This window comes from Ktedonobacter sp. SOSP1-52, assembly GCF_016587395.1.
Genome location: NZ_BNJH01000002.1, coordinates 928,921 through 948,460, shown reverse-complemented (window position 1 = coordinate 948,460; position 19,540 = coordinate 928,921). Strand labels below are relative to the sequence as shown.

The window sequence follows — 19,540 nt, the reverse complement described above, 5'->3', positions numbered from 1 at the left end:
GCAGGATGACATGGCTTGTTACTTCCCTTTCAAGCGCACAACGAATTGTGTCGGCTTGACGAAACAGAGCGCTATGATCAGCAGCGCCATGGTGGTGAGCATATAGACGACAGCCATCGCGTTGATTGCTTGCTCTGGCCGCATACCCGAAGCAAAGGCATCTCCGTACAGGGTGACGACGAGAGTTCCGGCATCGGCGTTGGCAACCAGATAGGTTAGCTCGAACATCGCGATAACGCGCACAACCGCCAGTATGCTCGCAGTGAGCAAACCTGGCATCACCAGGGGGAGCACGATTCGCCAGAACGTTTGTAAGCGATTCGCGCCGAGCATATGGCTGGCTGATTCCAGCGAGATATCCACCTGTTCGATGAAAGGAACGAGAATGAGTATAACGAAGGGCAGCGTGGGCACAACGTTGATGAGAATGACGCCTGGTAATTCGCCACCAATGTAGCGTAGCAAAACTGTCGCGAGCGGAATACCATACGCGAGTGGCGGTACAAGCATTGGTAGCAGATAAAAGCCCATCAGTGCTCCCTTGAAGCGAAACTGTTGACGCGCCAGCACGTAGGCGGCGGGGAAGCCTACAAGCATGGAAATAAAGGTTGCGCTAAGCGCGACAATGAGCGTATTCGAGAGGAGTTGCACAATATCATGGTCACTAAATGCGAAGGCGTACCATTGTGTGGTAAATAGTCCTTCCGGGAGCCAGGTCGCGAACCACTGTTTGCCTAGCGAGTCGAGCACAACCGTGCAGACCATGGCCAGGATGTTAAGAATAAAGAAGCCGATTGCGGCGTAAAAGGCGAGCGTACTCCAGAAACGTCCCCTGCGCCTCTGATGTCGTGGCTTCTCTGAAGAACGAGTTGGCACATTGTTCGTGGTATTGGTGACAGTATTCTGGGAAACCTCAATGTTCATCGCCTATACCCCCTTGCCGCCACTGATGGTCGCGCCACGTGCCGTTTTGCGTTGCAGCCACAGGACCAGTGCGATTACCAGCAATTCAATAACGCCCATGATCAACGATATCGCCGTGCCAAGCGGGATGTTGTAATTGGTAAAGGCCGTTTCATAGGCGGCGATAGCCAGCACACGTGTCTCATGCGATGGTTCTCCAACCAGGTTCGCTGAAGGGAAAACACTAAAATTGGCAACAAAATTGAGACAAAACGCGACCGCGATACCCGGTAATGAGAGGGGAAGTACAACGCGCCAGAAAGTTTGCCACGGCCTCGCTCCTAGCATCCGGCTGGCTCTTTCTAGATCCGGGCTGATCGCTGACATATAGCCCAGGATCAATAAAAAGGTGAAGGGAAAGCCCTGGATAAAGAGCGCGATCTCGACCGCGAGCCAGTGATGCAGCAGGAGCATGGGTTGCTGTATGAGGTGTAGCGAGAGGAGCACGCGATTGAACCAACCGGTAGGCGCGAAATAGTCCAGCATTGCCTGGGCCACCATAACGTTTCCGAGCGTGATGGGCAGAATCAAAATTGCGGTGAGCAGGCGTTCAAACTTAATGCCTCGACGCATATAATAGGCGAGGGGAATGCTGACCAATACGCTAAAGAGGGTCACAGGCAAGGCGACACGAAAGGTTGTCCAGATGGTGGCAACCAGGTCGGAATTGCTAAAAAACTGAAAATAGTTTGTCAGGCTCCAGGATGATGCCTGCTCGCTTGAACGTAAACTGATATCAAGACCGAAGAGCAAAGGATAGAAAAACAGCACAAGTACCAGCATGATCGCTGGCAGCGAGAGCAACACCGCGCTGCTATTGACCTTGAAAGGTAGTCCGCGCCTGTTTATCTTGCGCCGTATGGAGGAATGAGGTATATCTGCCATCGCATTATCTCTCGACTCTCATCGCTGCGACATCTACTAGATCCTGCTCAGCACTGGTGTGATCTGTTGCTGTTTCGTCGTCAGGGAAGAGCAAAAGCCTGTCGGGTTGCGCGCCAAATGTAAGCGGAGCGCCAATTGCTGGCGCGTGGGCACTATGCACCAGCAATTGTGTGCCTCTCTCGTCCGCAAGTTGTACTAGAATTTCATATGCTCGCCCCACATATTCCACCAGTCGCACATGGCCCTGGACGTGGTTCTCGGCGGGCAACGGATCAGCCAGTGTTTCGTCGGGACGTATGCATGCCAGTACACGCTGCCCCGTTTGCCAGTGGGCGCTCTCTGCCGCTGTACTACTGGCGGTAAATTGCACACCGGATGCCGTCTGAATGAGCCAGTACTCGCCATCTCTTCCTATAACTGTGCCAGGGAACTGATTGAGATACCCCATAAATCTGGCGACAAAGAGGCTCTGAGGGCGATTGTAAATTTCTTGTGGCGTCCCAATCTGTTCAATGCGACCCTGGCGCATGACGACGACTTTGTCTGAGAGCGACATGGCTTCGGATTGATCGTGCGTCACGTAGACGGTTGTCAGACCAAGCTCAGTATGTAAGCGCTTAATTTCGATACGCATCTCGTTGCGCAGGTTGGCATCCAGGTTAGAGAGCGGCTCATCTAAAAGAAGGAGAGAAGGCTCCAATACAATCGTACGCGCAATCGCTAACCGCTGCTGCTGCCCACCGCTCATCTGGGCCGGATAGCGTTTCCCGAAATCCTGTAAATGGACCATATTCAGGGCTTTACGGACACGTTGTTCTCGCTCAGCTCGGGGAACACGGCGAATTTCCAGTCCATAGCTGATGTTTCGTTGTGCGGTAAGGTGCGGAAACAGGGCATAGTTCTGAAAAACCATGCCAAAGCCGCGCTTTTCCGCTGGTAAGTGTTGGACAGGTGCACCATTGAGTAGGATCTCGCCTTCAGTCAATTCAAGGAGCCCAGCGAGGCAATTGAGCGCTGTGGACTTGCCGCAGCCGCTAGGACCCAGCAGAGTAATAAACTGACCGCCAGCTATTTCGAGGTTAAAGTCGTGTAAGGCTGTCGCATCACCAAAGCGGCGCGTCATGCCCTTGATCACGAGCTTCTCTATTTTCTTCATGCTTCTTGTGTCCTGGTTTGGTGGTGTATTCGATTCTAGCAAGATGCAGGAGGAAATTCTCCTCCTGCACCGCTATCTTCGCTTAAAGCCTTAAGACGTTTGGTATTTGCCACTACCAATATCGCTATCCCACTTTTGGAAAGCCGCTACGAGCTGGTCAGTATTCAATGGCAGCTCGATTTTGATGTTTTTAATCAACGTGTCGTATTCTGGGCGACCGTACTGTTGCATGACTTGTTGGCTGCTAGCTGGTGCCAGAGAGATTGGCACGTTCTTTACTGCTGGACCGGGATAGAAGTATCCAGAATCGTAATTATATGCTTGCTGATCTGGTCGAAGCATCCAGGCCATCACGTCCAGCATGACATTCTGGCGTGCCTGGTCCAGCCCCTTGGGCATCATCATGAAGGCCGCATCGGCCACAAATGTCGTGTCCTTAAGGACAAACGTTTTGTCTCCCGCGGGGACCTGTTGGAGGAAGCGGGGATTAATATCCCATCCCAGGGTACTGGCGATGATAGAGGCTTCACCAGTGCTGAGGGCTTTCATCGTGTCTCCGGTTCGTGTTGGATACGCGTCGATAGCTGAGCCTGCATCTTTCAGGAATGACCATGTTTTGTCCCAGCCATGTATCGGGTCCTTGGGGTCTTTGTCACCTAACAGATAGGGCAGTCCCATCAACATTGTTCGTCCAGGACCAGAGTTTGAGGGACGCGCATAGAGGAACTGGCGTGGGTGGGCTTTAATCCAGGCTTGTAGCTCTTCAATGGTTGTGGGGGATTGGACACCTTAGCTGGATTATACTCGAAGACGGGGCCGCTTGGTGTGTAGGTAAAAACCAGGCCGTAACCCTGAGCCAGGTCGTTATAAGCCTTTGCCGCGGGCAGATAGTTTGCGTCGAGATTAGGGAATTTGTCGTTATGAGCTGGTGTCAGTTGTTCGACTAGCCCCTGTTGAATAGTGCTCGCGACAGCATCATAGCCAGTAATGATAAGTGTATCCTGGATGTTACCGGCATTTTCTTCGGCCTTGAGCTTGCCAGGAAGTTGGGGGGCCTGAATGCGTGCAGGATAGACGATCTTTGATACCTTGTCAGGATGAGCCTTCTGGTAGGCGTCGAGCATGGGTTTTACTTGCGCGGTATATCCTCCGGCATCGACTACCTGTAATATGATGGGGTGGTTGGCATTGGGCGATCCTCCAGTTCCGCTGCATCCAGCAAGCAGAAAGGCCATGCCTAGAAATATGATGCGGAGAACTGGCGACCTTAGCGGATTCTTCATTGTGTACCTCTTCCTTGATAAGTACTATTCTGACGACAAGTCACCGTAGTTTGAAGCGAATTGCCATAAGCGCGCTTGATCGCACTACCCGACATAACTCCTCTGTCATGCAGTAGTGTGTAAATATACCTGCCAGGGATGTACTGATCTTTCTTGTGACACACCTTCCTTGTTAATGCCAACTAGCTACCAGAAAAAGATGAAAATATTTCACTACTTTTCAGAAGGTAGCATATGATTACCCTTTCTGTCAAGGCGCATTTTCAGTGATTTCACCTTTGGTCTTGTAAAGCCTGCGCATACCAGTATCAGTAAAAAAAGAATAAACCTCTCTATTATGAGCTCGTAAATGCAGATTCTTCCCCAGGTTTAGCGCAAATGTGGTGTTTGTGCTCCCGGGACTTACTCAATAGAAGGTGAAAATACATGTAATATTTTCATGAAAATAAAGAGGCGAAGAGTCCAGAGAGAGATAGTGTAAGGAGTGGGAGCTAGTTGTTGACTTAAGGCACACAAGGGGCGGTAGACTCCCGTACGATCAAGGGGCTTTCCATGAGTGTGTAGCCGCTGCTCGGTGCATTCCGCCCTTCAATGAGCAGTCGAAGCATCTGCATGGCTAGTTGCCCCATACGATACTTTGGCTGGTCGATAGTGGTGAGAGGAGGGTTGGAGTGAGCCGCCATCGCGATACCATCGCAACCAACGACCGAAATGTCGTCTGGGACACGTAGTCTGTATGTGCGGATAGCATGGAGAGCGCCTAATGCCATAATATCGTTGTAAGCTATCACAGCGGTAGGTTGTTCGGCACGAGGGCGCGAGAGGAGTGCGCTCATCGCCTGAAATCCTCCTTCAACGTTAGGAAAACTGGTGGGGCACCATTCAGGCTGCAATGTCCGATTCCTCTCGCGAAGTGCCATTTCGATACCTCGCCTTCTGGCTAAAGAAGGGCTGGCAAGACTGTTGCCTGCTAGATACGCTATGCGTGTATGATTGAGCCTGAGTAGGTGTTGTGTCGAGCGATAAGCCGCGTTTTCAAAATCGATGAGGACGCAAGGAATTTCGGGATGATTAAGATTTTTATTAATGATCACGAGGGGGATCTTGCTCTGCTCATAGAGCGTAACCAGGGCGCTACTCTCAATACGCGAAGCACAGACAATAATTCCATCTACCTGGCGTTCAATGAGTGTCGTGAGCGCCTGGGCCTCTCTTTGCGGGTCTTCTGACGTGTTACAAAGGAGCATGGTCAATCCATTCGTGCCTGCCTCATCTTCGACCCCGCGTACAATTTCAGGAAAAAAAGGATTAAGAATATCGCTAATAACCAGGGCGATAGTGCGCTGCTCTTTTCTAGGTTGTGGTCGTATACCACTGATTGGCTTATAGCCTAATTCGGCAACGACTGCTAACACACGCGCGCGTGTGCCTTCGTTGACCGGTCCCGTATTATTCAATACGCGCGAGACTGTCGTTGGGGAGACACCAGCAGTGCGCGCTACATCGATGAGTTTTGTTGTTGTCATATATTATGTTGTACCTATCGTTTTTCATGAAAATGATAATATGAATTTCTGCTTTTGTCAACTGGCGTGAGATGATGATTTCGCCAAGGAAGATCAAAACAATTTTTGACGTGATCAATGACCTTTGCATACCGGCCTGAATCGTTTGTTCATTAGGACCTTCAATATGTATATTGACTGCCTTCTATGGTGCTGCTATAGTTCGTTTAGCGTTTATATTTTATATGTGAGCCATATAGAGGCATTGCACTCATAGATGGAAAGCATCCACCTCACTAGAAACGCAAAAAATGCTTTATTTATCTTTTTGGCAGCGAAAGGATGTGTTTTATGGCACAGGACTCATTCGAAATCGACACTTTTATTGAGGTGCCACCTGAAAAGGTGAAGAGCTTCCTCTCTACACTGAGTAACCATACTCAGATTCACCCGCTTATTGTTAATATCGCATATGAGAAAACTACGAAGGCGGCTGATGGTTCGCGTATTGATCATTATAAGATTCGTGATCGTATGAAGCAGGGTCCCTTTATGACGACCTTTACCTATAGCGTAGAGATGAGCATCAATGCTCGGGGCGAAATCGTTTACGATGCGCACCAATCTCCAGGCATCTATTTGCACAATGTTACTATCTGTCTCCCTGAGGGAAATGGAACGCGAATACAAGAGCGTGTTGAAATTACAGCACCGAGCTTGCTTATCAAAACGGTTTATAAGCAAGGTTTAGCATCGCATAAAGAGATGTTCGCGAAGCTCAAAGCTATACTGGAGGGTTCACCTATTCCTAGCAAGTAGAAAATAGAGTTTTGTCGTGTATTCCCTTTAGTCATAGCAGTGAAAGGAGGCTAGCTTATGACGCACCCTACCAATACCGAGCCTCGGGCAAGTATGCCATTGCGTGAAACCCCTGTGCCACCAGCACCTCGAACAAACTGGTGGTTGCGGATGACAAGTACTGGTTGGGATTTACCCCAGGAAACAATTGAGCAACGTGAGAAGGTTCGCCGCAGTCGCCTGACTTCCTGGATTTTGCTGGGCATGCTTGTCACTCTTGTGGCCTTCATTCCCGCTACCTTTACGGACAGAGCCTCAGCTTTTGCCGTCCTCTTTGCTCTTGCAGGTGTGCTGGTCGCGATACTATGTAATCGTGGGGGCCTGGTCACTGTAGCGGGAACTATTCTAGTGATACTATCGTGTTTGGCAGTCATCGGTGTTGTTCTAGGTTCAACGGATGGCAAAATCCACCTGGTTTATTTGCCCGCGTACGATGTTCTGGTTATCTCAGTCATTCTTGGTGCCTCTATTCTCCCACGCGGTGCAGCGTTTATCATTGCGGGTGTGAATGTTGTCCTTATTTATGGCGATCTGATGTTGCAGCCCTGGTCCACTGATCTTCACCAGGCTCTATCTCAATACAGCATGGCTGTTATTGCTGGGCGTCCGGTAGCGATTCAGATTATGACAGCCGTTATCGCCTTTCTCTGGGTACGTGGCATGGATCAAGCAGTGCGACGCGCTGATCGGGCAGAGGAATTGCGAACTATTGAGCAGCGCTTTAGTATGGCTGAGACTGAACGCAAAGCACGGGTGGAAGAGTTTGTGCAGGAGGTCATCAATGCTTTGCGTTTATTGGCAAATGGCCAGGAAGGCCTCATTATTTTATCTTCGGACCATCCACTACATCAGCAAGGGATGTTCATCAACAACCAGTTGAGGCAGTTCTATCGTCTCAAGCAAGGCGGCGCTACAAATGAGCAGACAGCTTATGCTGCTAAATTGCTTTTAACAATGCTACAGCGGATCAACACTGGTCAGAGTATGGTCAATGGGCTTGATCCTCAGCTCTTCATGACCCAGGTGCCCGTTATTGATGAGATTTCCTGGCATCTCTACTACATGCTCCAGGGAAAGCATGCTCCTATGCTGTCACCCCGTTCGCCAGCGCAGGATGGTCGGTTTTGAGTTAGGGAAGAAAGCGAAAGACATCCTGCTCCGATTATTGGATGCATATGTACACATACATATGCATCCAATTTCGTTGTTGCATTGGTTCAAATAGCATTGTCGCCCAGCATTCCCCAACTAAGCGTAGCGCGAGGTACACTCTAGCGGTAGCCTTGTCAGAAGTTGCTGCACTGTTTCCACAAGAGGAGAGGTCGTTGTGAGAAGGATATGTGTAACCCATGGTTCCAATGCAGACTCAAAGGGCTCCCAGTGTGCAGCCTGTACGGCGTACAAATCTGGATGACCATCTGAGGCCAGAACAGCTTCAGGGGACGCTTCATGGCTGGTACCATCGAAATGACTTTGCCAGCGACTATGGAGCCGCGCCAGTGCGACCTCTGGCGGGCAGACACACTCGATAAAAACGATCTTGGCCCCCAATGTCACCGCTGCACGCGCCAATACCTGTCGTTCCTCTCGACGTGAAAAGCTGGCATCAAGGATCACTGACTGCCCCTGCTCCAGATATAGTAGCGCGCGTTGTGCGAGAGCAGCATACGTCTTCCTGTTCCAGGAGGGGGTATAGTTTCCTTTGCCATAATATTCCGCCTGATGCATAGCGGGCGACTGCTGTGTGAGTTGTTTACGGATGACATCTGAGGAGAACAAGGGAAAGGAGAGATGCTGTTGCAATGCGTGGGCGAGCGTGCTCTTCCCGCTACCCATGAGCCCGCCTATGCAGAGTAGCAGCGGGTGGTGCGTGTCGCTGTTTGTGGTGCGAACCGCGAAGGCAAAGAGGTCAGAGGCCTCCTGAATAGCTTGCCTGCTCTGATTAGTTTCGATCTCGGGATCATCGAGGAGGAATGCGGTCACCTTGCCGCGTACGCAAGCTCGGTAACAGATATAAAAAGGGAGAAGTGTGTAGAGATCGGTATCCCCTGTCTCCGCGATATAGGCCTGGAGGAAGTTCATTGCGAGATCATGGTGCTGTGCCATCTCCAGCTCCATCACCAAAAACGCGACTTCACTGGCGACATCTCCGTAGCGAAATCGCTCGTTGAACTCTATGCGATCAAGCAGGAGGATATGTCGAGTGGGGGAATGGTTGGTAGTGGGCAATACATAGACATGCTGCAAACGCAGATCCCCGTGACAATCGCGGATACGTCCTTGTAACAGACGCCGCGTGAAGAGTGGGCCATGCGCCTGCAAGAACTGAGCGATGTAGCGGCGCAGTGCGTCATAGGCTTCTCGTTCTAGCACACGACCGATATAGGGTTGGATCTGGCGAAAATTTTCTTCCCAGTTCTGCTGTATCGTTTGCGCGTCACCAAAGGTGATGATAGAGGCATTCGTAGGAGTTGCCATATGAAAATGTGCAATCGTCTGCGCGACCTCGCGCATCATTTCAGGGGTGACCTGACCCGCCTGAATGAGGGAGGCGAGTGTCGCATCTTCGGGCAAGCGCCGCATCACGACCGCGTAGTCAATGACGATCCCCTCTTGATAGTGTGTTCCAGCTTCAGGCAACTCATCGCTCGCAATGACTGGGCCTATGCGGAAGTGTTCTTCTGAGCATTGAAGAATAGGGGCCACTCCAAGATAAACATTCGGAGCCAGCGACGCATTTAACAGGACCTCTTGCAGGCAGAAGTAGCGGCGGCGTGAAGGTGTCGTGTAGTTACAGAAGCCAAAGTCTCGCGGCTTTTTTATCTTGTATACGTACTGCGGCGTGAGCAACACCACTGAGAGATGGGTCTGCTTCTCACTGATCTCCTGCGTCCCATCACAGGAAAAGTCCTTTTCCTCTCGTAGAGCACGAAGCATGGACAGAAAAAGATTTTCTTGCTGCATATCTTGTTCTGAATGAGACATAACGCTCCTCTGCTTCAGGAAAGAATTATCTTCACAAGAATATCCTATGAACATTACAAAACTATCACCAGTGCTTTGCGAGTATTCACAATGTCTTCACGCTTCTATTCTATAATGAGTGGCAACAATGAGTGGCAACACGAAAAATTAAATGAGTAAGCTGAGAAAGAGGGGGTTCCGGTCGCAAATATTTGAATATTGCGACCGATTACCTGGTGTTCGCGGCGGTAGGCGTGGGCTATCATCAAACGGCACCGCTTTTAAAGCGACATAATTGCTAAACATGTGACATATCCAGGGTAAAGAGACGAAGTAAGAAGAAGAGGTGCGATCTCTCCTCTCTCACGCACATATCTATATTTTGTGGAGTTTGGCCATTTTTGTAGGAGCATCGCTATGTACTGGGACATTGATCCTTATCACACGCTCGTTGAATTTTCCGTGAAGCATCTGATGATTAATGTTGTCAAAGGACGATTTAACGAGGTACAGGGAAGTATTTATCTGGATACCCAGGAACCAGAAAATTCTTGGGTCAAGGCATCGGTCAACACGGCCAGCCTCTCAACGGGTACTGAGCAGAGAGATATACATCTGCGCTCTGCTGATTTCTTTAACGTCGAACAATATCCTACAATTACCTTTGAGAGCACACGGGTCAGGCGCACTACCTCCAAAAGCTGTGTTATTATTGGTAATCTGACTCTACATGGTATTACGCGTACTGTCAGTTTTCAAACAGATTTCAATGGTTACGCACGCGATCCTTTTAGTGATGGCTGGCGACTTGGTCTCCTCTCAGTTGCTACCATCGACCGGCGCATGTTTGGTATGCACTTCAACCAGGTCTTGGACATGGGCATCTCTCTTGTCGGATACGACACGCGCATTGAGCTCTGCATAGAAGCCGTCAAGAAGCCTTCATGAAAACAACTAAGGTTGCTGTTCCACTTGGGCAGGCGTGGTATTTTTGTCTCGCTTTTTACGTTGGGCTGACGGATAATAGCCAAAGAACTCGGTGAATACTTTGGTGAAGTGTCGCACACTGTAGTAGCCTACTTGTTCGGCAACCTGTTGGACTTGCAAAGAAGGATTATTAAGCAGTTCTTTCGCTTTGAGCATGCGAACTTTTGTTACATACCTTACAAAGGTCATTCCTGTTTTCTTATGAAAGAGGGTGCTCAAATAGTTTGGTGACACTCCTAACTTTACAGCGATCTGAGCGATGCTAATATTGGCATGATATTCCTGCTCAATAGTCGCTATGACCCACTCAACCAGGCCAACAGCTTCCTTGTGAGGTTGAGTATGTAAGAGATGTTCTCCACAGCCCTTCAAGATCTGATACCAGTCGGCAAGGTCTTGTTGAGGGGAAATCTGGCAGGGAAGCATCTGACTGAGGAACTCCGCAACACTTTTCTTTACGCCGTAGTCAATGGCACGCTCTTCTGCATACGCTTTCATGAAGTGGTCGAGCGTGCTCATGTAGTTTACATACATACTTTGCCTGTAGTAATCAGTCAAGGTACTAACCAGCTTACTTATAGCGAGAAAACGTGGAGTATCCGCATAGGGTAAGAGGTCGCGTTGCTGGATTTTCTTGCCAACCCCGTAAATCACTCGCAAGCTAGAAAATTGTTGTAGCCAGTTGAACTGATAGAACAAATCTTTGTAGGATGAACAAACACTTGTTTGTAGCAGCGTCACGTCAAAACCGGTATCTGGAGGACGACATACAGTTTGCTCAATCTGGTACAGGCAGTTCAGGCAATGCTGCATCTCCTGATCGGCATCTTCTGATCCCCAAGTGCCAATTAAGGCTATTTCGCCATTAGAGAGCACAAAGACCGTCATTTTGAACTCAGGGGTCACCATTTCGTCAATGATAGACTGTACGGTCTGGAGCAGAGAATCCTGGCGCGTGGCCTTCTCTATCGCTGATAAGGTCGTGTCAATACAAAATATGGTGCCGATGAAGCATGCATGTTGCAGGATATCATCCTGTTCTTCTTGCGATAGAGGACTAACACCATGATAGATAGCAGTGAGATCCATAGCGAATTGTTTATTGCGATCGAGCAGGTGCTGTCTCTGTTCTCTTGTGACCTTTGTTATGATCGTGTGTATCTCTGCCGGATCAATTGGTTTAAGGAGATAGTCGGAGACCCCTATACGTAACGCTTCATGGGCGTGCTGGAACTCCGAAAAGCCTGTGAGGATAAACCAGCGCGTCTGCGGTGAGAGAAGTTTGGCCTGTTTGATAGCCTCCAAACCATTCAGCCTGGGCATTCTAATATCTACGAACGCAAGAAGGGGCTTGTGGAGACAAGCCAGATCGACCAGCTCCTCGCCATTGATAGCTTCTTTCATAGCTTCTAGGGGAAGACCTGCTTCTTGTAACATGCTTTTTAAGCTCATCCGTGCCAGGTGTTCATCGTCAGCAATGAGAATATTCATGTCCTTACCGCCTCGCCTCTGGGAATTTTAATAGCTATGCGTGTTCCTTGACCCACTTGGCTGTTGATCGTTAGAGAGGCTGCTGCAAAAGCCATTTTCAGGCGCTCGCGTACATTGTTCAGGCCAAGTCCACACCGTTCACGCTGTGCAGCCGTAGAGAAACCTACTCCATCATCTTCAATCAGGATGTGTATCATGGGTTGCCCGGTCTCTTCATCTGACAACGAGGTCGCACAGACATTCAGGTGGCATGGACGGTCCGAGGGCTCGATACCATGAATCATGGCATTCTCGACCAGGGGTTGTAAAAGAACCTTGGGGAGTATAAAGTCTGCTAGCCCATCTTCACATTGCAGGTGATAAGTCAATCTACCCTGAAAGCGAAGTGCCTGAAGCTCACAGTAACGCTTTACGAACAGAAACTCTTCCTTGAGGATGACTTGCTCATCATTATTGAGCACATAGCGTAGCAGACCACTGAGCGCGATAATGGCGCTCTCCAGCGTTTTTCTCTCACCTAAACGGTTGAGGCCAATAAAGCCATTGAGGGTATTGTAAAGAAAGTGCGGTTGCATTTGCGCCTGGAGCGCATGATATTCGGCATTGCGTTGATTTAATGTCGCGACGTATTCGCGTTCAATGAGTGTATTCAAGCGCGCAACCATCGTGTTAAAGGCATTCCCTAGCTGCGCGATTTCATCTTCTCCATCAGTGACAAAGCGCGTGTGCAGATTTCCTTCTTGCACCTGCATCATGGCAACAATCATATGTTGAAAAGGCGTGATAATCCAGCGCGAGAGAAAGAAAAATACAAGAAGGGTAATGCCGACCGCGCCGATGGCAAAGCCAATCCCTGTGATATACAGCCAGCGCAATTTCGCGATTATTTCTGCTTGTGAGAGTAATATCACGACTTTCCACTGTGCTGAGGCCGTAGACTGGATGACTGGAATGTAATTATCAGTGGCACCCTGGGTACCTGGATCTCTGCGGGCTATTGCGTTTTCCACATTCGTAGAGAGTGGCTGACTGGAGTAAAGAAGTTTTCCGTTTGTACCAAATACGGCGATGATCGAACTGACATTCAGTTTGATGCCGTTGACAATATCATGTAATACCACTGTGTCAGCGTCCGCCATTATAACAGCCAGGGGAAGCCTGGAATCGGGGTCCTTGATCAGCCGCGCGACGGAAAAAACCTGCGTCGCGGTGGGCGTTAGCAGATAATCCTGTGAATGTGGATTCACAAAGACAATGTCTCCGTCGGCTTGGATGGCTTTTCGATACCACTCCTGTTTTGTAAATGGATACCTGGGAACGGGACTGGAGGAGGGATATTTGGACGCCACAAAAACAGAACCATCAAGTGGCAAAATAATGGTGTTTAAGATGTCTTTTCTGGTAATGCGCAGGTAATTAGGAAGGGTTCTATACAGGGCCTGGTCCGCGATGAGTTGCTGGTAAGGTGTCGCGTGTGCATACTCGTTGCTCGCCTTGAGTTTAAGCGCATACATCACCTCGCTATTGAGATAAGGGGTCAGGGTCAGGCGGTCTAAGTCATCGAGGTAGGTATCAATGTTGCGCGATACTGCTGTCAATGTAGCGGTAGTCAAGGTTTGCGTATCTTGGGTGATGACCCCCTCGGTATAGCTGGGCATCGCAAAAACAATAACGACCAGGGGTATAACAGTCGTCAGCAGATACAAGACTGACAGCTTCATCCGCAATGATTTTGTGAACTTCATCGCCTCTTCCTTGCAAACGATGTTCGACCAATTCGCAGGACTTCTCGCCACTACATGGCTCTTCCAGGTATGGAGGTGTGGGCAGGAATGCCGTGAGCAAGAATATATCTGAAGTAGTTACCGGCTGAAGAGAAATGAGCGCGCATATCGTAGTTTTACAGCATACACAAACACAATAATACGGATTAATCTTTTATCAGGTCCTGAGGTGAATGGTAACTGATCGTTTATCTGTTGTCAAGAAGCAAGCGGACAGTAATAGAGGTGGTTATTATACAAAGCTCTTAAGGCACTTCAACGTTATTGTACATTTTTCTGGAGAGTACATCTGCTGGCGTATCCAGTAGTTCCTGGAGCCAGGTGCAGTGGTTTATATGGGCTGTCTAGGCTCGTTGAGCTCACTCTCCAGGGAAAGAACAGGAGAGGCATTTATGCGGCGTCGCACATTACAAGCCATGATGGCAGGTTTTTGTCTTCTACTCTGTTTATTGAGTGCTTGTGGCTCAGGTGGCGGTGGCTCTAGTGGAGGCACTGTTACGCTGACGCTGGAGACAAACGTGACAGATGCTGAAGCGCAGGCAATTGAAACGCTTACTCAAAAATTTACCCAACTGCACCCTACTATTAAAGTTGACGTGACCGCGCCAGGGGCGGACTACGAAAATATTATGAAGGTGAAGATGGCCTCAAAGCATCTACCAGACATATTTTCGACGCATGGATGGGCAAAGATTCGCTATGGGAACTTCCTGGCTGATTTGCGCGATAGGCCATGGGCTAGCCATTTGAGCCCAACCATCAAGGATAACATTACTGATTCCAGCGGAAAGGTCTATGTCCTCCCAATCGACGAGGACAAGTCGGGCCTAATGTTCAACAGTGATGTTTTAAAGCAATATGGAATCGACATCCCTGAGACCTATGACGAACTTGTCACAGCCTGTCAGACGATCAATGAGAAGAGTCACGGGCAGGTGACGCCAATGCACATCGGCGGTGCGGATTCATGGCCATTAGGAAATTACTTCGACTATTTTTCAACGTCACTCCTCATCAGCCCCCAGAAGAACTACACAACAGATCTACTCAATGGCACCTTCGATTGGTCGCATTATACGCCGCTCGCACAGGATTTTCTGGATCTGCAGAAAAAGGGGTGTTTGAATAAAGATGTGCTGACCGCGAAGTACAGTGATTCGGCACAAGCTCTGGCGCAGGGGAAAGCGGCCTTTGGCTTCTATGGCTCGTACATTGTTGATGAGGCAAAGAAGGTGAACCCCAATGTCCATCTTGGGCTGATGCCTATTCCCGCCATGGTTGCGGGAGATCAACCAAGTTTTGCCGGTGGTGAAAGAACAACTCTAGGGATATGGAAAGACTCTCCTCACCTGCAAGAAGCCAAGCAATTACTGGACTTCATGGCACAGCCTGAGAATATCAAGTATCTCGCGAAAACTGGCGAGGCACCGGCAGGACTGCAAGGCATTCAGGTGGATCTTGGTGAAATGACTCAATACTATCAAAAGTACAGTTCGACGCCTGTGCATCCATACTTTGATCGCGTCTACTTGCCCAATGGGATGTGGGACCCGCTCTGTAAGAATGCACAGAATATGCTGGCGGGGGCAATCACGCCCAGCCAATATTCCGCGAATTTGAAACAAGAGTATGACCGGCTTAAAGGGTCTCATTAGTTGAGATTCTGAAGCCAAACATGCTCATCCCTAAATATTCACATCTACGTTGGCTTGCTGTGCTCCTCGTGCGTCTCTGGCGCTCCAGGGATCAGGATGCCGGTGGTTGGGTTTGCAACTTCACCACTGGCATCCTGATCCCTGGGAGGGAGAGGCTCGCAGAGAGCTTTCCTATCTGGAAAGCTCGCGGACAACAATTTGGGATGACGCATGTATCACAGGGCTTCTAGTAGTGAGGAGTTAACAGTGCGTTTTCAGGCTCAACTGCGACTGGCAAAACCGCGATTATTAACACAAGCTCACAAGGGGAAAAAACGAAAGACCTGGTTGGTTAACCTTATGTATGTGCCCGCGCTCATCCTGTTAGCGGTATTTATTTTCTATCCCTTTTTACAGGGCATTCGTCTCTCCTTTACCAACTGGGATGGTTATTCTGATGAGATGCAGTGGGTAGGTTGGTTGCAATTTCGTCGTATATTGACTGACGCGGACATTCTCCATACGATTGTGAATACCCTGATTTATGGGCTGGGTAGCACCTTGCTACAAAATATTTTTGGCCTGGCTTATGCACTGTTTTTAGACCGAAAAGTGCGCGGGCAGGGAATTGTCCGCACCATCATATACCTTCCAATTATCATTAGCCCATTAATTATGGGGTACATTGGCTACTTTTTCTTCCAATATGATGGTGGTGCTGTCAATGACATTCTGAAAATATTTGGCAATCCTCCACGCGACTGGTTGAGTAATGGCGCGCTCGCTGTTTGGATCATCACTTTCGTCAATTCCTATCAATACGTTGGGATTGCCATGCTGATTTACCTCGCTGGGCTACAAGCTATCCCCAAGGAGTATTTAGAAGCTGCCGCACTTGATGGAGCTTCCTCATTTGGTCGTTTCAAAGATGTGACGCTACCTCTTCTCATGCCTTCGGTAACTATTAGCATTGTTTACAACATTATAGGTGGCTTAAAACTATTTGACATTATTGTTGCCTTGACCCAAGGTGGACCAGGCTATGCTTCGCAGTCCCTCTCAACCATGATGTACAACCTCTACTTTGCGCGCCAGGATGCTGGGTACGCAGCAACAATGGGGATCGTGATGTTTCTTCTCATCAGCATTATCAGCATCTTCTCATTACGCTCTCTCAGAGGAAAGGAAGTGCAGCTATGACGAAAAAGATCTCTCTGGGGGCGCTTACGGTCTTTATTGGCCTGATACATAGTATTCCCTTTTTTATTCTCGTCAATATTGCCTTTAAGTCGCCGAATGATACCAGTTCGAAGTGGATAACCCCCACTTACTGGTTCATCGACAATTTTGTCAATGCCTGGCAAAGTGCGCACCTGGATCAAGCGCTACTCAATACCGCTCTCATTACAGTTGTATCGGTGATCCTGGTCGTACTTATTGGCGCCGCGGCTGCCTATCCACTGGCACGCTTCCCAAGTCGCTGGAATACCTTTGTCTATACGCTCTGCATTGCGTCTATGATTGTCCCCGGCCTCACCATCCTGGTGAGCCTGTACAAGCTTCTGGTGGATATCAACGGAATCGATACCTACTGGGCGATTATCCTTGTTCAGGTCACGTTCTTCTTGCCGCTCACTATATTCCTCTATACTGGTTTCCTGCGCACGATACCGCGGGAATTAGATGAGGCCGCGCTTATTGATGGGTGCAATAGCTTTACCGTTTTCTTTCACGTGCTGCTCCCCCTCTTAAAGCCTGTGACGGCAACAGTGATTATCCTGGCCGGGCTTGCCATCTGGAACGATTACCAGTTCTCCGTATTTTTCCTTCAGAAACCAGAGGTACAAACCTTTCCTGTGGCCCTGGCGGCTTTCTTCTCTCAGTACCATAATAATGTCAACTGGGCGGCTGCGGGTTGCCTGATAAGTATGTTGCCAGCGGTATTCCTCTTCCTATTCTTGCAACGGTATTTCATCAGGGGGGTGACGGATGGCGTGCTGAAATAGCCGTCATTGCCACAATTTCTAGTGGTAAAACGACGGGAACCTCGCCAGGACCGGCGCGTCGGTCCTGGCGAGGTTCCCAACCACAGATGTTTCCTTCGGCACATAACGATCTTTGCAGCCTCTATCCAGGAAGCTTGGCCGCCAGGATATCAATCTTCTCCATGATCAGTGATCCTTCGACAAACAGTTCGGAAGCTAACGCCTGCAACTGCGCCGCACGGGCATTGAAGTGTGTGAGCCTCCCTTCTTCATCTGGGAAGGCATCGAAGACGCCGAACGTCGAGGATCCCAGGCGGAACGCGAACCAGGCGGTCGTTGCTGGCTCCTCCTGGACTGCTGCCAACCCTTCTTTGAGGACGCGCTCGACATCCGCCTCTTTTCCGGGTTTTGCCTCGTATCGAATGAGAAACCCTACAGTCACCATGTTGTATCTCCATTTTCTCTTGCATTTGCACCAGGTGCCTGAAACCCGTATGAACGTGAGCTTGTCTTTCTCGCAAGAACAGCTCTCGCTCATTGATAGGTGAAGCTTCTGCTGGTCCTCTGCGAGAGAGCATCTTCCAGGCAATCACGCGCATTGGACCATTTTCTGCTCACAGGGAAGAGTATACTAGGGGAAATGTGTTGTACCAAGTGTAAAACTACACCTGGATTGGCAAGAGATCGTCCCGCTTGTTTGCGGATCGAGTCTCTCCCAGTTCCAACGACAGGAGAGAGGTATGATGAACATCGAACCTGGCGCTTCTCACACGCCAGATGTGCTGCGTGATGTCCTTGGCGAGGGTGCAACTAATTCATTTGCAGAAGGCGAGCATTGAGAAATTTGGCTCGATTGAGAGCAAATCCATGAATAAGGAGATAAAAACCTATGAAAGGAGATGCTGATTTGTTGTATCAGACCCTCCTGCAAGAGATAATCGAAGAGGCATCTGGGCAGGAAGAGATCATTGGCATCCTGCTCACTGGCTCCGTCGCGAGAGGTGATGCCTTGCCGGGAGCCGATCTTGACCTACGCTTCATTCTTACTCCAGGTGCCAGGCGTGAGTTTCATAGAGGGCTGCGCCAGGGGGTTCTGGTTGAGCAGGGATATGCTGATGCGGCAGGAGCTCAGTACAAACTCGAAACGAACCCAATGGAAGTCTATGCCTATCTAGATGGCCGTATCTTCTTTGATCCGCAGGGAATCCTCGCGCGCCTGAAAGAACAGGCGCAAAGACGTTTTGAGACCTACCGGATCTCTGAACAAGAGCGGGAGAAAATCACCTCCTGGCTAGAGGCTGCTCGCTTCAAAATACGTGTAGCTGAGAGAGGAGGCCATCTGTTGAAAGCAGCTTTCGTGGCTGGGACAGTTTCTTGGCAGGTTATCGAGGGGCTATGGGCTGCAAATAACAGGCCACTTCCACCTAACGGATCAATCTGGGCGCACCTCGAGGATTTATCACAAGGACCTCCTGATGCCGAAGAGCTGCTAAAACAATTCTTTTGTGGGGAAACTAAGCAGCGTGTGCAGGTTGCTCTAGAGCTTCTTGACTGGATTTTGCTGTACTTGGATAGTGAGGGAAAAACTTCTCTTCCGCTTGAGCCAGGGGGGCAAGATTGATTGGTACAATCAATCTTGCATTTGAGTATGCAGAATACCCTCGAACTGATCAATCAACTGCGGTGAGCACCTCAACCATAAAGCCGCCTGGTGCTTGCACATAAAAATTCCAGGCATACTTTCCTCCAGGCATAGCGTGACTCCGCTGTGGTGGTTTCATCTCAAACCCACCATCTTTCAACTGGTGATAGACCGCGTTGACTTGTTCTGCATTCTCCTGGACAAAGCCGATATGAAACGAGTTGGGATAGTTTACCTGACCAGCTTTTGTCAAGGTGAAAATCAGGTTGTCATCGTCGGTGAGCACCGTCAACATCTGATTGTTGGCTAGTGTACGTAACCCAAAGTATGTTTCGAGAAAGTGAGTTGCTGCTGAGGTATCGGTAACGGTCAAATTGATATGGTTCAATTTCATAGGAAGCTC

General features: G+C 49.3%; 16 protein-coding genes and 1 pseudogene. 7 read left to right on the top strand and 10 right to left on the bottom strand.

What is annotated here, in order from left to right; translation table 11 throughout:
* Window positions 1-18: 18 nt before the first annotated feature.
* From JMJ16_RS19715 to JMJ16_RS19690, 5 genes and pseudogenes are all read right to left on the bottom strand, one after another.
* Window positions 19-924, bottom strand: coding sequence for an ABC transporter permease (locus tag JMJ16_RS19715; RefSeq protein ID WP_201384249.1), 906 nt, complete (start codon window positions 922-924; stop codon window positions 19-21).
* A gap of 3 nt (window positions 925-927) precedes the next feature.
* Window positions 928-1,848 carry an ABC transporter permease gene (locus JMJ16_RS19710; protein ID WP_201384247.1) on the bottom strand — a complete coding sequence of 307 codons (921 nt, stop codon included), beginning with the start codon at window positions 1,846-1,848 and terminating at the stop codon, window positions 928-930.
* Between the two features lie 4 nt (window positions 1,849-1,852).
* Window positions 1,853-3,004, bottom strand: coding sequence for an ABC transporter ATP-binding protein (locus JMJ16_RS19705; RefSeq protein ID WP_201384245.1), 1,152 nt, complete (start codon window positions 3,002-3,004; stop codon window positions 1,853-1,855).
* A 90-nt stretch (window positions 3,005-3,094) separates the two neighbouring features.
* Window positions 3,095-4,128: pseudogene (locus JMJ16_RS19700) on the bottom strand (extracellular solute-binding protein).
* Between the two features lie 662 nt (window positions 4,129-4,790).
* Window positions 4,791-5,813 carry a LacI family DNA-binding transcriptional regulator gene (locus JMJ16_RS19690; protein WP_201384241.1) on the bottom strand — a complete coding sequence of 341 codons (1,023 nt, stop codon included), beginning with the start codon at window positions 5,811-5,813 and terminating at the stop codon, window positions 4,791-4,793.
* A 330-nt stretch (window positions 5,814-6,143) separates the two neighbouring features.
* Here JMJ16_RS19690 and JMJ16_RS19685 point away from each other — a divergent pair, with 330 nt between their 5' ends.
* Window positions 6,144-6,611, top strand: a complete 468-nt coding sequence (locus JMJ16_RS19685) for an SRPBCC family protein (protein ID WP_201384239.1) — start codon at window positions 6,144-6,146, stop codon at window positions 6,609-6,611.
* A gap of 57 nt (window positions 6,612-6,668) precedes the next feature.
* Window positions 6,669-7,778 (top strand): hypothetical protein, encoded by a 1,110-nt coding sequence (locus tag JMJ16_RS19680; protein WP_201384237.1) that lies wholly within the window; start codon window positions 6,669-6,671, stop codon window positions 7,776-7,778.
* 120 nt (window positions 7,779-7,898) lie between these two features.
* On the opposite strand, the gene JMJ16_RS19675 is transcribed toward JMJ16_RS19680, so the two are convergent.
* On the bottom strand, window positions 7,899-9,635 hold the full coding sequence (locus JMJ16_RS19675; protein WP_201384235.1) for an AAA family ATPase: 1,737 nt from the start codon (window positions 9,633-9,635) through the stop codon (window positions 7,899-7,901).
* A gap of 396 nt (window positions 9,636-10,031) precedes the next feature.
* Between JMJ16_RS19675 and JMJ16_RS19670 the strand changes: the two genes are divergently transcribed.
* Window positions 10,032-10,562 (top strand): YceI family protein, encoded by a 531-nt coding sequence (locus tag JMJ16_RS19670; protein ID WP_201384233.1) that lies wholly within the window; start codon window positions 10,032-10,034, stop codon window positions 10,560-10,562.
* Window positions 10,563-10,568: 6 nt separating this feature from the next.
* Here the strand turns inward: JMJ16_RS19670 and JMJ16_RS19665 are convergent, their stop codons facing one another.
* Window positions 10,569-12,092 carry a response regulator gene (locus JMJ16_RS19665; RefSeq protein ID WP_201384231.1) on the bottom strand — a complete coding sequence of 508 codons (1,524 nt, stop codon included), beginning with the start codon at window positions 12,090-12,092 and terminating at the stop codon, window positions 10,569-10,571.
* Complete coding sequence (locus JMJ16_RS19660; protein ID WP_201384229.1) at window positions 12,089-13,837, bottom strand: sensor histidine kinase; 1,749 nt, start codon at window positions 13,835-13,837, stop codon at window positions 12,089-12,091. Before JMJ16_RS19660 ends, JMJ16_RS19665 begins: the two co-directional genes overlap by 4 nt.
* Before the next feature lie 557 nt (window positions 13,838-14,394).
* Between JMJ16_RS19660 and JMJ16_RS19655 the strand changes: the two genes are divergently transcribed.
* The 3 genes from JMJ16_RS19655 to JMJ16_RS19645 all read left to right on the top strand — a co-directional run bounded on the left by JMJ16_RS19655 (window position 14,395) and on the right by JMJ16_RS19645 (window position 17,516).
* The gene (locus JMJ16_RS19655; RefSeq protein WP_201384227.1) at window positions 14,395-15,531 is read left to right on the top strand and encodes an ABC transporter substrate-binding protein; all 1,137 of its coding nucleotides are present in this window, start codon (window positions 14,395-14,397) and stop codon (window positions 15,529-15,531) included.
* A gap of 246 nt (window positions 15,532-15,777) precedes the next feature.
* On the top strand, window positions 15,778-16,710 hold the full coding sequence (locus JMJ16_RS19650; protein ID WP_201384226.1) for a carbohydrate ABC transporter permease: 933 nt from the start codon (window positions 15,778-15,780) through the stop codon (window positions 16,708-16,710).
* Window positions 16,707-17,516 (top strand): carbohydrate ABC transporter permease, encoded by an 810-nt coding sequence (locus JMJ16_RS19645; protein ID WP_201384225.1) that lies wholly within the window; start codon window positions 16,707-16,709, stop codon window positions 17,514-17,516. The genes JMJ16_RS19650 and JMJ16_RS19645 overlap by 4 nt, the downstream gene beginning before the upstream one ends.
* A gap of 121 nt (window positions 17,517-17,637) precedes the next feature.
* Here the strand turns inward: JMJ16_RS19645 and JMJ16_RS19640 are convergent, their stop codons facing one another.
* Complete coding sequence (locus tag JMJ16_RS19640) at window positions 17,638-17,940, bottom strand: putative quinol monooxygenase (RefSeq protein WP_201384224.1); 303 nt, start codon at window positions 17,938-17,940, stop codon at window positions 17,638-17,640.
* 444 nt (window positions 17,941-18,384) lie between these two features.
* Here JMJ16_RS19640 and JMJ16_RS19635 point away from each other — a divergent pair, with 444 nt between their 5' ends.
* Window positions 18,385-19,116 (top strand): nucleotidyltransferase domain-containing protein, encoded by a 732-nt coding sequence (locus JMJ16_RS19635; RefSeq protein ID WP_201384223.1) that lies wholly within the window; start codon window positions 18,385-18,387, stop codon window positions 19,114-19,116.
* Between the two features lie 49 nt (window positions 19,117-19,165).
* On the opposite strand, the gene JMJ16_RS19630 is transcribed toward JMJ16_RS19635, so the two are convergent.
* On the bottom strand, window positions 19,166-19,531 hold the full coding sequence (locus JMJ16_RS19630) for a VOC family protein (RefSeq protein WP_201384222.1): 366 nt from the start codon (window positions 19,529-19,531) through the stop codon (window positions 19,166-19,168).
* Window positions 19,532-19,540: the final 9 nt, after the last annotated feature.

What these genes read in the sequence shown, in the direction of transcription:
- JMJ16_RS19715 (WP_201384249.1), bottom strand. Translation starts at nt 924, where the DNA reads ATGAACATTGAGGTTTCCCAGAATACTGTCACCAATACCACGAACAAT.
- JMJ16_RS19710 (WP_201384247.1), bottom strand. Translation starts at nt 1,848, where the DNA reads ATGGCAGATATACCTCATTCCTCCATACGGCGCAAGATAAACAGGCGC.
- JMJ16_RS19705 (WP_201384245.1), bottom strand. Translation starts at nt 3,004, where the DNA reads ATGAAGAAAATAGAGAAGCTCGTGATCAAGGGCATGACGCGCCGCTTT.
- JMJ16_RS19690 (WP_201384241.1), bottom strand. Translation starts at nt 5,813, where the DNA reads ATGACAACAACAAAACTCATCGATGTAGCGCGCACTGCTGGTGTCTCC.
- JMJ16_RS19685 (WP_201384239.1), top strand. Translation starts at nt 6,144, where the DNA reads ATGGCACAGGACTCATTCGAAATCGACACTTTTATTGAGGTGCCACCT.
- JMJ16_RS19680 (WP_201384237.1), top strand. Translation starts at nt 6,669, where the DNA reads ATGACGCACCCTACCAATACCGAGCCTCGGGCAAGTATGCCATTGCGT.
- JMJ16_RS19675 (WP_201384235.1), bottom strand. Translation starts at nt 9,635, where the DNA reads ATGTCTCATTCAGAACAAGATATGCAGCAAGAAAATCTTTTTCTGTCC.
- JMJ16_RS19670 (WP_201384233.1), top strand. Translation starts at nt 10,032, where the DNA reads ATGTACTGGGACATTGATCCTTATCACACGCTCGTTGAATTTTCCGTG.
- JMJ16_RS19665 (WP_201384231.1), bottom strand. Translation starts at nt 12,092, where the DNA reads ATGAATATTCTCATTGCTGACGATGAACACCTGGCACGGATGAGCTTA.
- JMJ16_RS19660 (WP_201384229.1), bottom strand. Translation starts at nt 13,837, where the DNA reads ATGAAGTTCACAAAATCATTGCGGATGAAGCTGTCAGTCTTGTATCTG.
- JMJ16_RS19645 (WP_201384225.1), top strand. Translation starts at nt 16,707, where the DNA reads ATGACGAAAAAGATCTCTCTGGGGGCGCTTACGGTCTTTATTGGCCTG.
- JMJ16_RS19640 (WP_201384224.1), bottom strand. Translation starts at nt 17,940, where the DNA reads ATGGTGACTGTAGGGTTTCTCATTCGATACGAGGCAAAACCCGGAAAA.
- JMJ16_RS19635 (WP_201384223.1), top strand. Translation starts at nt 18,385, where the DNA reads ATGAAAGGAGATGCTGATTTGTTGTATCAGACCCTCCTGCAAGAGATA.
- JMJ16_RS19630 (WP_201384222.1), bottom strand. Translation starts at nt 19,531, where the DNA reads ATGAAATTGAACCATATCAATTTGACCGTTACCGATACCTCAGCAGCA.